11 protein-coding genes are annotated in these 13,151 nt (G+C 58.7%); 1 reads left to right on the top strand and 10 read right to left on the bottom strand.

Annotation, left to right across the window (positions count from 1 at the left end; genetic code table 11):
- Positions 1-61: 61 nt before the first annotated feature.
- From glmM to rlmE, 4 genes are all read right to left on the bottom strand, one after another.
- Entirely contained in the window at positions 62-1,402 is a 1,341-nt protein-coding gene (gene glmM / locus ACQRAX_RS11895) for a phosphoglucosamine mutase (RefSeq protein ID WP_412040289.1), read from the bottom strand.
- Between the two features lie 16 nt (positions 1,403-1,418).
- Positions 1,419-2,270 (bottom strand): dihydropteroate synthase, encoded by an 852-nt coding sequence (gene folP, locus ACQRAX_RS11890; protein WP_412040288.1) that lies wholly within the window; start codon positions 2,268-2,270, stop codon positions 1,419-1,421.
- Positions 2,271-2,278: 8 nt separating this feature from the next.
- Positions 2,279-4,186, bottom strand: coding sequence for an ATP-dependent zinc metalloprotease FtsH (gene ftsH, locus ACQRAX_RS11885; RefSeq protein WP_412040287.1), 1,908 nt, complete (start codon positions 4,184-4,186; stop codon positions 2,279-2,281).
- A 212-nt stretch (positions 4,187-4,398) separates the two neighbouring features.
- Positions 4,399-5,022 carry a 23S rRNA (uridine(2552)-2'-O)-methyltransferase RlmE gene (gene rlmE / locus ACQRAX_RS11880; protein WP_045182759.1) on the bottom strand — a complete coding sequence of 208 codons (624 nt, stop codon included), beginning with the start codon at positions 5,020-5,022 and terminating at the stop codon, positions 4,399-4,401.
- 101 nt (positions 5,023-5,123) lie between these two features.
- On the opposite strand from rlmE, the gene ACQRAX_RS11875 reads away from it, so the two are divergent.
- Entirely contained in the window at positions 5,124-5,432 is a 309-nt protein-coding gene (locus ACQRAX_RS11875) for a YhbY family RNA-binding protein (protein WP_412040286.1), read from the top strand.
- 12 nt (positions 5,433-5,444) lie between these two features.
- On the opposite strand, the gene ACQRAX_RS11870 is transcribed toward ACQRAX_RS11875, so the two are convergent.
- The 6 genes from ACQRAX_RS11870 to dnaJ all read right to left on the bottom strand — a co-directional run bounded on the left by ACQRAX_RS11870 (position 5,445) and on the right by dnaJ (position 13,060).
- Positions 5,445-5,840, bottom strand: a complete 396-nt coding sequence (locus tag ACQRAX_RS11870) for an MFS transporter (RefSeq protein ID WP_412040330.1) — start codon at positions 5,838-5,840, stop codon at positions 5,445-5,447.
- A gap of 28 nt (positions 5,841-5,868) precedes the next feature.
- Positions 5,869-6,345: a transcription elongation factor GreA gene (greA, locus tag ACQRAX_RS11865; RefSeq protein ID WP_045182755.1), complete on the bottom strand. Its 477-nt coding sequence runs from the start codon at positions 6,343-6,345 to the stop codon at positions 5,869-5,871.
- Positions 6,342-9,563, bottom strand: coding sequence for a carbamoyl-phosphate synthase large subunit (carB, locus tag ACQRAX_RS11860; protein WP_412040285.1), 3,222 nt, complete (start codon positions 9,561-9,563; stop codon positions 6,342-6,344). Before carB ends, greA begins: the two co-directional genes overlap by 4 nt.
- Positions 9,564-9,669: 106 nt before the next feature.
- Positions 9,670-10,806, bottom strand: a complete 1,137-nt coding sequence (gene carA / locus ACQRAX_RS11855; protein ID WP_412040284.1) for a glutamine-hydrolyzing carbamoyl-phosphate synthase small subunit — start codon at positions 10,804-10,806, stop codon at positions 9,670-9,672.
- A gap of 312 nt (positions 10,807-11,118) precedes the next feature.
- Complete coding sequence (gene dapB / locus ACQRAX_RS11850; protein WP_412040283.1) at positions 11,119-11,922, bottom strand: 4-hydroxy-tetrahydrodipicolinate reductase; 804 nt, start codon at positions 11,920-11,922, stop codon at positions 11,119-11,121.
- A gap of 13 nt (positions 11,923-11,935) precedes the next feature.
- The gene (gene dnaJ / locus ACQRAX_RS11845) at positions 11,936-13,060 is read right to left on the bottom strand and encodes a molecular chaperone DnaJ (RefSeq protein WP_045182746.1); all 1,125 of its coding nucleotides are present in this window, start codon (positions 13,058-13,060) and stop codon (positions 11,936-11,938) included.
- Positions 13,061-13,151: the final 91 nt, after the last annotated feature.

The raw sequence follows: 13,151 nt of genomic DNA, 5'->3' as shown, positions 1-13,151 counted from the left end.
ACCTCGTCGGTCAAAGTGGGCGCAGATGTTACCCAACCCGATCACTGCTGGCAAGCGTATTTCAAACGCAAACTTCACTTACCAGTTTTGCCAGGGCTTCGGCATGCGCGCGAACCTGACTTTCATCGTCGCCCTCGACCATAACCCGCACCAACGGCTCTGTTCCGGACTTGCGCAGCAACACCCGGCCACGCCCGGCCATTTCCTCGGTCACCCGGGCACTGGCCTCTTGGACTGCAGGATGTTCCAGCGGATCGACCTTGCTCGCACCAAAGCGCACATTGATCAGTACCTGCGGGCACTTGCGCAGCCCCTGACGGGCCTGGGCGAGCGTCTCTTCGCGACGTTTGAGGGCCATCAGCACCTGCAGCGCGGCAATGATCGCATCACCGGTAGTGGTGTGATTGAAGCACACCACATGCCCGGAGTTCTCACCACCGAGCAGCCATTCACGCGCCTGCAACTCAGCCATTACGTAGCGATCACCAACCTTGGCACGCACGAAAGGGATATCGAGGTCTTTGAGCGCCAGCTCAAGGCCCAGATTGCTCATCAGGGTCCCCACCACCCCACCCTGGAGCTTGTTACGCTCCTGCAGGTCACGAGCGATGATATACAGCAGCTCGTCACCGTCGACGATGGCCCCCGTATGGTCAACCATCAGCACCCGGTCGCCGTCACCATCGAAGGCAATCCCCAAGTCGGCATGCCCGACCAGCACCGCCGCCTGCAACGACTCGATATGGGTCGAACCACAGTTCTCATTGATGTTCAGGCCGTCCGGCTGTGCCGATAGCACTGTGACCTCGGCACCCAGCTCGCGAAACACACTAGGCGCGACCTTGTAAGTGGCGCCATGCGCGCAATCGACCACCAGCTTGAGGCCGGCAAAGTCGGTGCTACTCGGTACGCTGCTTTTACAGAATTCGATATAGCGCCCGGCAGCATCGTTGATTCGCGAAACCTTGCCCAGCTTGCTCGACTCGACAACCGTCATCGGCTGATCAAGCAACTCTTCGATCATCAGCTCGACTTCATCTGGGAGCTTGGTGCCCTGGCCAGAGAAGAACTTGATACCGTTATCGTCATGCGGATTGTGCGAAGCACTGATAACAATGCCAGCTTCGGCATGGAAGGTCCGGGTCAGGTAGGCGATAGCCGGGGTCGGCATCGGCCCGAGCAACATCACATCAGCGCCTGCGGCCGACAAGCCGGCCTCTAGCGCGGACTCGAACATGTAGCCGGAAATACGCGTGTCCTTGCCGACCAGCACCCGGCAGGCACCCTGCTTGCGGAAGGCCATGCCCGCAGCCCAACCGAGCTTGAGCATGAAATCAGGAGTGATCGGGTATTCACCGACACGACCACGAATACCGTCGGTACCAAAATATTTTCTGCTCATAGATGCTCCATCACGCTTATTCGGCGGCTTGAACCGCTGCAATCATCCGCACTACATCGGCGGTTTCGGCGACATCGTGAACGCGCAGAATGCTCGCACCGTTGGTCATCGCCAATGCAGCCAAAGCCAGGCTGCCATAGAGTCGCTGCTCAACCGGACGGTCGAGGGTCTGGCCAATCATGCTTTTGCGCGAAACGCCCACCAGCAATGGCCGCCCAAGGCGATACAGGGCCTCCATGTGCTTGAAGAGGCTGAGGTTGTGCGCAAGCGTCTTGGCAAAGCCAAAGCCCGGGTCAAGGATGATCCGCTCGGCATCGATACCCACCGCCGCACACGCCGCCATCCTTTGTTCAAGATAGCTCGCTACTTCGGCGGTGACATCCTGGTAATGCGGATCGTTCTGCATATCGCCCGGCTCACCGCGCATGTGCATCAGGCACACTGGCAAACCAGTAGCCGCTGCCGCATCCAGGGCGCCATCACGACTGAGCGAGCGGACATCATTGATCAACCCAGCGCCCAGCCTGGCCGATTCTCGAATAACCGCGGGCGTCGAAGTATCGACAGAAATGATCACATCCAGCTCCCGATTGATCGCTTCGACCATCGGCGCCACTCGCTCCAGCTCTTCAAGCGCTGAAACCGCTCTGGCACCTGGCCGAGTGGACTCTCCACCTATATCGATGAGGGTGGCACCGGCCGCGACCATAGCCTCGGCATGACGCAATGCTGCATCACGCTGATTGAAGCGGCCGCCATCGGAAAAGGAATCGGGAGTGATATTGAGAATACCCATGACATGGGTACGAGACAAATCAAGAACCCGGTTGCCGCAAGGCAACCGGGCTGGGTACTGCTGTGAGGTCATATGAGCCCTTAGATTTGCGCCGCTGGGCCGCCGATCGGTGTTTCCGGACGATCCCCCTGCTGCGCAGGCGTGCCCGAAGTACCCGAGCCACCTTCCCAGTCACGTGGCTCGCGCGGAGTACGACCCGCCATGATGTCGTCGATCTGCTCGGCATCAATGGTCTCGTACTTCATCAAGGCGTCAGCCATGGCGTCGAGCTTGTCGCGGTTGTCGGTAAGAATCTGCTTGGCGGTGGCATAGCACTGATCGATGATGCTACGCACCTCGGAATCGATCAGCTTGGCCGTTTCGCCGGAGACACTGGCGTGCTGCGAGCCGGCACTGCGACCCAGGAACACTTCGCCTTCTTCCTCGGCATACATCAGCGGCCCCAGTTTTTCCGACAGGCCCCACTTGGTGACCATGTTCCGGGCAATCTGGCTGGCACGCATGATGTCGTTGGACGCGCCGGTGGTCACACCGTCAAAGCCCAGGGTCATTTCCTCAGCGATACGGCCGCCATACAGCGAGCAGATCTGACTGATCAGCGCACGCTTGGACAGGCTGTAACGGTCCTCTTCAGGGAGGAACATGGTGACACCCAAGGCACGACCACGCGGGATGATCGAGACCTTGTAGACCGGATCATGCTCAGGCACGACACGACCGACGATGGCATGACCGGCTTCGTGATAAGCAGTGTTCTGCTTCTCCTTCTCGGACATGACCATGGACTTGCGCTCGGCGCCCATCATGATCTTGTCTTTGGCCAGCTCGAACTCTTTCATTTCGACGACGCGCTTACCACCACGGGCAGCAAACAGCGAAGCTTCGTTGACCAGGTTGGCCAGGTCAGCACCGGAGAAACCAGGGGTACCACGGGCAATGACTGCTGGGTTGACGTTCTCGCCTACCGGCACTTTGCGCATGTGCACCTTGAGGATCTGCTCACGGCCACGAATATCCGGCAGGCCAACCACAACCTGACGGTCGAAACGGCCTGGACGCAGCAAGGCTGGGTCGAGCACGTCCGGACGGTTAGTCGCGGCGATGACGATGATGCCATCATTCATTTCGAAGCCATCCATCTCTACCAGCAACTGGTTGAGGGTCTGCTCACGTTCGTCGTGACCGCCACCCATACCAGCGCCACGATGGCGACCGACAGCATCGATCTCGTCGATGAAGATAATGCACGGTGCGTGCTTTTTGGCCTGTTCGAACATGTCGCGAACACGGCTGGCACCCACACCGACAAACATTTCGACGAAGTCAGAACCGGAGATAGTGAAGAACGGTACTTTGGCCTCACCAGCAATGGCCTTGGCCAACAGGGTTTTACCAGTACCTGGCGGGCCAACCATCAGCACACCACGCGGAATACGACCACCCAGGCGCTGGAACTTGCCCGGATCACGCAAAAACTCTACCAACTCACCGACTTCTTCCTTGGCTTCATCGCAACCGGCGACATCGGCAAGGGTGGTCTTGACCTGATCTTCGGAGAGCAGGCGCGCCTTGCTCTTACCGAAACTCATCGGCCCGCCTTTGCCGCCGGCACCACCTTGCATCTGGCGCATGAAGAACATGAACACGGCAATGATGACCAGGATCGGGAAGCTGGCGACCAGCAGTTGCGTCCAGATGGACTGTTGCTCAGGCTGCTTGCCTTCGACCACGACATGGTTGTCGACCAGATCACCGATCAGGCCGTTGTCGGTAATGGCAGGACGGATGGTCTTGAAGCTATCGCCATCGGTGCGCTTGCCAGTGATGACATAGCCATCGACCGCTACGCGCTCGACCTTGCCATCCTTGACCTGCTGAATGAAGTCGGAATAGTTGAGGGTCTGCGGCTCATTCGGGCTGGAGAAGTTGTTCATCACCGTCACCAGGACAGCCGCGATGATCAACCACAGGATCAAGTTCTTTGCCATATCGTTCAATTAGCTACCCTCTGAAGCCGGCTGACGGCGCAGCCGTGCCTCGCATGATATTCACCGGCCTAACTTACTACATAACCTACACATCTGCAGGCGCCGTCTGTAACCCTTTGTGAAACCTAGACTACACGATGTTCATCCAGGTCAGGCAGGACAGCCGATTGGAAATAACTATCGGACACCCTGAAAGCCACCGGCCTGAAGCCTTACTCGCCGCGATAACCCCTCGCCAACATGTACTGCTCACGGGAGCGATCCCGCGAGGAATCTGGTTTGAGCATTATGACTTTGTCGAACTTTTTACGGGCATCTTTCAGATACACGTCAAACCCTTCGCCCTGGAAAATCTTGATCACAAAATCACCACCGGGCTTGAGTACCCGGGTTGCCAGGTCAAGCGCCAGCTCGCACAAAAACATGGCCTTGGGCATGTCCACGGCAGGTGTACCACTCATATTGGGGGCCATATCGGAAATCACAAGGTCTACGTGTGAATTACCGACCGCCTCAAGAATCTGCGCCAACACTTCGTCTTGGGTAAAATCACCGCGAATGAAGGTGACATCCGGAATGCTGTCCATTTCCAGGATGTCAGAGGCGATCAGGCGGCCCTGACCGCCGATCAGACGACTGGTCACCTGCGACCAGCCACCGGGGGCCGCACCCAGGTCGATCACACTCATGCCAGGGCGGATCAAACGATACTTTTCCTGGATTTCCAGCAATTTATAGCTCGCACGCGAGCGATAACCATCCTTTTGCGCCTTTTTGACGTAAGGGTCGTTAAAGTGTTCTTTCAGCCAGCCAAGGCTTGTCTTGGAACGCGCCATTGGGCACCTCGATGATAAGGGTCGTGATTAACTGGGCGGATCCACGGGCCCTCGGGTAAAATGGCCGCCATTTTTACAGAATCAGACACAAGGGTCAGATTATGCCGCTCAATAACGAGCAGAAGAAACAGTACAAATCCATTGGCCACGATCTGAAACCAGTTCTGATTGTGGCAGGCAATGGGCTGACTGAAGGCGTTATCGCCGAACTCGAACGCGCTCTGGCCGATCATGAACTGATCAAGGTCGAGATTCGTTCGGAAGACCGGGGAGAACGTGCTGCCGCAATCGCCGCGCTGTGCAAAGCAGGCCGCGCCGAACTGGTGCAGACCATCGGCAAAAAGGCGCTGATCTACCGCCGCAATCCACAGCCGAACAAGCAGTTGTCGAACATCCATCGTTACAAGTGATGTTCGCCGCGGTCAGTGGCGCGCCCGGCGCGCCCTGCCCGGCACCGGCTGCATGACCAACAGCAAGCCGGTAAGCCCCAGCACCAGATAACAGAACAATTGCCAGCGCAGCTCTTGCGGCAATCCCACGCGCAAGGCGAAATACGCCATGCACGCCAGCATCGCCATCAAAAGCAACTGCCCACGCATGTCCCGCCACAAACTGGCCAGGCCCTGCGCCTGAACCAGCACCATTACCTGCACACCTGCGCAAAACGCCGCAAAGGCCACCAGTAAAGAAGCCATCAGGCTGCCAATATCTTCGATCAACAGCGGCGCCAGACCAACTTTTCCCAACGCCGGCAATAAACCAAAATGCAGCATCCACAGGCCGCCAACCCAGAACACCTGAGTCAGCTGCCAGATCACCGTGGCCGCGGCAAAGCCGCGGCGCCGATCAGATGTGTGCGACTTCGACAATCTCGTACTCGACCAGGCCGCTCGGGGTCTTAACCGCCACCACGTCGCCTTCTTCCTTGCCCATCAGGGCGCGAGCGATGGGCGAACCCACCGACAGCTTGCCAGCCTTGATGTCAGCTTCGTCCTCGCCGACGATCTTGTACTTCACACTCTCGTCCGTCTCGACGTTGGCGATTTCTACGGTGGTTCCGAAAATCACCTTGCCGGTATGGGCGATGGTGGTGACATCAATCACCACCGCGTTCTGCAGACGGCCTTCGATGTCACGGATGCGCGCCTCGACCATGCCCTGCTCTTCACGAGCGGCGTGGTACTCAGCGTTTTCCTTGAGGTCACCAAGCTCGCGAGCCTCGCCAATGGCCTGGCTCAAACGCGGACGCTCGGTCTTGCTGAGAAACTCGTGCTCTTCTTCCAGGGCACGATGGCCCTGGACTGTCATAGGGTATTTAATCATGCGTTAAGTCCTGCATGCAGATCCTGCAAGCGGCGAACGGTCTTTTCCGGACCGAACTTCAGCGCTTCGCAGATAGCTTCACCGGCCGCAATAGTCGTGGTGCAGTAGATCTTGTGCTGCAACGCATTGCGACGAATCGAGTAGGAGTCAGCGATCGACTGACGACCTTCGGTGGTGTTGATGATCAGCGACACTTCGTCGTTCTTGATCATGTCGACCACGTGCGGACGACCTTCGGTCACCTTGTTCACGCGACGCACTTTCAGGCCAGCTGCTTCGATGACCTTGGCGGTACCGACGGTGGCGACCACTTCAAAGCCCAGGGCGATCAGGTCGCGGGCAACGCCAGCCACTTGTGGCTTGTCGTCGTCACGCACGCTGATGAACGCTGTACCGCCGGTCGGCAGCACTTCGCTGGCACCCATCTGGGCTTTGGCGAACGCTTCACCAAAGCTGTCGCCAACACCCATTACCTCACCAGTGGATTTCATCTCTGGGCCGAGGATCGGGTCAACACCTGGGAACTTAGCGAACGGGAACACCGCTTCTTTGACGCTGTAGAAGTTAGGAATGATTTCCTTGGTGAAACCGATTTCCTTCAGCGACTTACCGGCCATAACGCGAGCGGCAATCATCGCCAGCGACGTGCCGATGCATTTGGAGACAAACGGCACGGTACGCGAAGCGCGCGGGTTGACTTCGATCACGTAGATCTTGTCGCCCTGCAGCGCCAGCTGCACGTTCATCAGGCCGACCACGCCCAGTTCCAGGGCCATTTTTTTGACCTGTTCACGGACCTCGTCCTGAACATGCGCTGGCAACGAGTATGGAGGCAGCGAGCAAGCCGAGTCACCGGAGTGAACACCAGCCTGCTCGATGTGCTGCATGATCGCGCCGATGACCACGTCCTTGCCGTCGCAGACCGCATCCACGTCCATCTCGATGGCGCAATTAAGGAAGTGGTCGAGCAGTACCGGGCTGTCGTTGGACACTTGTACTGCTTCACGCAGGTAGCGCTTGAGCTCGTCCAGTTCGTAGACGATTTCCATCGCACGCCCACCCAGCACGTAGGAAGGACGAACTACCAGCGGGTAACCGATGACACCGGCAGCACGAATCGCTTCATCTTCGCTGCGCACGGTGGCGTTTGGCGGCTGCAGCAGGTTCAGACGCTGAACCATGTGCTGGAAACGCTCACGGTCTTCGGCACGGTCGATGGCGTCAGGGCTGGTACCGATGATCGGCACGCCAGCTTCTTCCAGGGCACGAGCCAGTTTCAGCGGGGTCTGACCACCGTAGTGAACGATCACACCTTTTGGCTTCTCGACGCGCACCACTTCCAGTACGTCTTCAAGGGTCAGCGGCTCAAAGTACAGACGGTCGGAGGTGTCGTAGTCGGTGGAAACGGTTTCCGGGTTGCAGTTGACCATGATGGTCTCGTAGCCATCTTCACGCAGGGCCAGTGCCGCGTGTACGCAGCAGTAGTCGAACTCGATACCCTGACCGATACGGTTAGGACCGCCACCGAGAATCATGATCTTGTCGCGGGTCGACGGGTTGGCCTCGCACTCTTCCTCGTAAGTCGAGTACAGGTAGGCGGTGTCGGTAGCGAACTCGGCGGCACAGGTGTCGACGCGCTTGTAGACCGGGAACACTTCCAGCTTGTGACGGTGACGACGCAGGTTCTTGTCGGTGATACCCAGCAACTTGGCCAGACGCTGATCAGAGAAGCCTTTGCGCTTCAGACGCAGCATCAGGTCCTTGTCGATCGCCGACAGCGCGAGGGTTTTGACCTTCTCTTCTTCTTTGATCAGGTCTTCCATCTGCACCAGGAACCAGTGGTCGATACCGGTCAGGGCGAAGATTTCGTCGCAGGTCATGCCAGCGCGCATGGCGTCAGCCACGTACCAGATACGCTCGGCGCCCGGCACGGTCAGCTCGCGTTTGAGGATGCTGTTGGCTTCAGGGCTGGCCAGGTCAACTTTCGGGTCGAGGCCGCAAACGCCAACTTCCAGACCACGCAGGGCTTTTTGCAGCGACTCCTGGAAGGTCCGGCCGATGGCCATGACTTCACCCACAGATTTCATCTGGGTAGTCAGGCGGGCGTCGGCTTTCGGGAATTTTTCGAAAGCGAAACGTGGCAGCTTGGTAACCACGTAGTCGATCGACGGCTCGAACGAAGCCGGGGTACGACCACCGGTGATGTCGTTCTGCAGTTCGTCGAGGGTATAACCGACGGCCAGCTTGGCAGCGATCTTGGCAATCGGGAAGCCAGTGGCTTTCGAGGCCAGCGCCGAGGAACGCGACACACGCGGGTTCATTTCGATGACGACCATGCGGCCGGTGTCTGGGCAGATACCGAACTGCACGTTGGAACCGCCAGTTTCAACACCGATTTCACGCAGCACCGCCAGTGAGGCGTTGCGCATGATCTGGTATTCCTTGTCGGTCAAGGTCTGCGCTGGTGCGACGGTGATCGAGTCACCGGTGTGCACACCCATCGGGTCAAAGTTTTCAATCGAGCAGACGATGATGCAGTTGTCCTTTTTGTCGCGGACCACTTCCATCTCGTACTCTTTCCAGCCGATCAGCGATTCGTCGATCAGCAGCTCTTTGGTTGGCGACAGGTCCAGACCACGGGCGCAGATTTCTTCGAACTCTTCACGGTTGTAAGCGATACCACCACCGGTGCCACCCATAGTGAAGGACGGGCGAATGATGCAAGGGAAGCCAAGCTTCTCGAGCACCGCGTTGGCCTCTTCCATGCTATGGGCGATGCCGGAACGCGGGCACTCCAGGCCGATGGACTTCATGGCCGTATCGAAGCGCGAACGGTCTTCAGCCTTGTCGATGGTGTCGGCGTTGGCGCCGATCATTTCCACGCCGAACTTCTCCAGAACGCCTTCACGCTCCAGGTCCAGGGCACAGTTCAGCGCAGTCTGACCACCCATGGTCGGCAGCAGCGCGTCTGGACGCTCTTTTTCGATGATCTTGGCCACTGTCTGCCATTTGATCGGCTCGATGTAGGTGGCGTCGGCCATGGCCGGGTCGGTCATGATGGTGGCTGGGTTGGAGTTCACCAGGATGACGCGATAGCCTTCCTCGCGCAGGGCTTTACACGCCTGGGCGCCGGAGTAGTCGAATTCGCAAGCCTGGCCGATCACGATCGGGCCAGCGCCAAGAATCAGGATGCTTTTAATGTCTGTACGTTTTGGCATGGGTTGTCACTCAATTCCGCAGGTCAGTCGGCAAGCCGCATTGAACAATCTTGGGGGCGGCACCTGAACGCGGCTTGCACCGGTCCAGGGCCTTCTCGCCAGGTGCTCAGCGGCGCTTGGCCATGGCATCGATGAAACGGTCGAACAGAGGCGCGACGTCGGTCGGGCCCGGGCTGGCTTCAGGGTGACCCTGGAAGCTGAACGCGCTCTTGTCGGTGCGCTCGATACCCTGCAGGGTACCGTCGAACAGCGACTTGTGAATGGCACGCACGTTACCCGGCAGGGTGGCTTCATCGACTGCGAAGCCGTGGTTCTGACTGGTGATCATTACCACGCCAGTATCCAGGTCCTGGACCGGGTGGTTGGCACCATGGTGACCATGACCCATTTTCACGGTCTTGGCACCGGAGGCCAGGGCCAGCAGTTGGTGACCGAGGCAGATACCGAATACCGGGATCTCGGTTTCGAGAATGTCCTTGATCGCCTGGATCGCGTAGTCACATGGCTCCGGATCACCCGGACCGTTGGACAGGAACACGCCATCCGGATTGAGTGCCAGGACTTCGCTGGCTGGGGTTTGCGCTGGCACAACGGTCAGGCGGCAGCCGCGAGCAACCAGCATGCGCAGGATGTTCAGCTTGACGCCGAAGTCGTAGGCAACCACATGGTACGGCAGCTCGGCAGCCTCGAGGGTCGCATGGCTGTCGGTTTTCAGCTCCCAGACGCTGGAGCGCCATTCGTAGCTGCTCTTGGTGCTGACGACTTTTGCCAGGTCCATGCCCTTCAGGCCTGGGAAACCGCGAGCGGCAGCGATTGCAGCCTCTTCGCTGATGTTGTCGCCGGCGAGGATACAACCGTTCTGCGCGCCCTTCTCACGCAGGATGCGCGTCAGGCGACGCGTGTCGATCCCGGCGATCGCAACCACGTTGTTGGCTTTGAGGTAGTCAGGCAGCGACTGCTTGTTGCGCCAGTTGCTTGCGATCAGCGGCAGGTCACGAATGACCAGACCGGCCGACCAGACGCGGTCGGACTCGGCATCTTCCGGCGTGGTGCCGGTGTTGCCAATGTGCGGGTAAGTCAGGGTAACGATTTGCTGCGCATAGGAAGGGTCAGTCAGGATTTCCTGATAGCCGGTCATTGCGGTGTTAAACACCACCTCACCAACGGTCTGACCGTCGGCTCCAATGGCTTCACCGCGAAAAATGCTGCCATCAGCAAGGGCGAGTATGGCTGGCTTAGTCAAGAAGACCTCCCGTAAATCTAGCCTGAAGGGGCGATCGCAGGTTGCAAAAAAGCGGAATGACGTATAGACACGTCACCCCGCTTTCTTCGTCGAATTATCTGCGCGCTTTTAGTGGACACACTAAAGCTGTAGCTTACAGAAAAACGCTTTTTGGGTCTACCACTGATGTGCCTGAAAGGCGCAGGAATGCGACAGGACGTCGCCAGGAGCGCGGAACATCACGAGCAAGGCTAGCGCCTACAGTATTCGCTGGCGACTTCTGCGGGAGCTGGCCTTGCCAGCGATGGGCCGCAGGACGGCCCCAAACAGCAATCAACGCAGGTCAAGCACGTCCTGCATGTCGTACAGACCAGGCTCACGCCCGTCCAGCCACAGCGCAGCACGAACCGCCCCTTTGGCAAAGGTCATGCGACTCGACGCCTTGTGGGTGATCTCAAGGCGCTCACCTTCAGCGGCGAACAGCACGGTGTGATCACCGACCACATCGCCGGCACGCACGGTGGCGAAACCAATGGTCTGACGATCACGCGCACCGGTCTGGCCTTCACGACCATAAACCGCCACTTCCTGCAGATCCCGCCCCAACGCATTGGCAACGACTTCACCCATGCGCAGCGCGGTACCCGACGGCGCATCAACCTTGTGCCGGTGGTGAGCCTCGATGATCTCGATGTCGACTTCATCACCCAACACCCGCGCTGCCATATCCAGCAGCTTGAGGCTGAGGTTGACCCCAACACTGAAGTTGGCAGCAAAGACAATCGGTATGTCCTTGCCCGCCTCAGCCAGCAGCTGCTTCTCCTCAACACTGAAACCGGTGGTGCCGATGATCATGGCCTTGCCTGCCTTACGACAAAACGCCAGATTTTTCAGGGTCACCGAAGGGTGAGTGAAGTCGATCAGCACATCGAACTCGTCAGCCACCTTGGCCAGGTCATCAGAGAGCAACACGCCAATCCGACCCAGCGCCGCCAACTCACCGGCATCCGCGCCAACCAAGGTGCTGTCCGGACGATCAATAGCTGCAGTCAGCCCGGCACCCGGAGTCTGCTGCACCGCCTCGATCAGGGTTTTGCCCATGCGCCCTGCCGCACCCATTACCGCTATACGTCGCATGCCCTATTCCTTCTTACAAGTCGCCGAAGAAGCGCTTCACGCCTTCGAACCAGCCGTTGGCTTTCGGCGAATGGGAACTGTCACCTTCCAGCGAATCACGCAGCTCTTCGAGCAACTCACGCTGACGACGACTGAGGTTGACTGGCGTCTCCACCGCAACACGGCACATCAGGTCACCCGCACCGCCACCGCGAACCGGCGCAACACCCTTGCCACGCAGGCGGAACTGCTTGCCAGTCTGAGTTCCTTCCGGAATCTTCAGCTTGACCCGACCATCGAGGGTCGGCACTTCCAGCTCGCCACCCAAGGCAGCATCGGTGTAACTGATCGGTACTTCGCAGTACAGGTGCTTGCCGTCACGCTGGAAAATCGGGTGTTCACGCACATTGATCACAACGTACAGATCACCGGTCGGACCACCATGAGAACCCGCTTCGCCTTCGCCAGACAGACGAATACGGTCGCCGGTATCGACACCCGCAGGCACCTTGACCGAAAGGGTCTTGTACTCTTCGATACGGCCTTCACCATGGCAAGAGCCGCACGGATCAGTAATGATCTTGCCCTGACCATGGCAACGTGGGCAGGTCTGCTGCACAGAGAAGAAGCCCTGCTGCATGCGCACCTGACCAATACCGCCACAGGTCGGGCAGGTCGAAGGCGACGAGCCTTTCTTCGCACCGGACCCGTCGCACGGTTCGCAGTTGACCAGCGTCGGCACACGGATATTGACCGTGGTGCCACGCACAGCTTCTTCCAGGTTCAGCTCCAGGGTGTAGCGCAGGTCGCTACCACGCTGGGCACCGCCACGACCACCACCACGGCCGCCGCCGAAGAAGTCGCTGAACACATCGCCGAAAATATCGGAGAAGTTCGCGCCACCAAAGCCGGCACCGCCGCCACCCATGCTCGGGTCAACGCCTGCATGACCATACTGGTCATAGGCTGCGCGCTTGCTGGCATCGGAGAGCACTTCGTAAGCCTCGTTGGCTTCCTTGAATTTCTCTTCCGACTCTTTGTCATCAGGGTTACGGTCCGGGTGATGCTTCATCGCCAGACGGCGATAGGCCTTCTTCAGGTCCGCTTCACTGGAGCCGCGCTCAACTCCCAGAACTTCGTAATAGTCACGCTTTGCCATAAGTCTTTTGCACTCTTGAGGACGTTCGGCAAACCTCTGCGCTTTCCGCGCTGTGCCGCCAGCACCCGCCTTATACCCCTCCAGGAGGCCT

Source organism: Pseudomonas sp. UM16 (assembly GCF_050312595.1).
In the GTDB taxonomy this organism is placed as follows: domain Bacteria; phylum Pseudomonadota; class Gammaproteobacteria; order Pseudomonadales; family Pseudomonadaceae; genus Aquipseudomonas.
The sequence above is the reverse complement of the archived record's forward strand: the minus strand, read 5'-3'. Positions and strand labels throughout refer to the sequence as shown.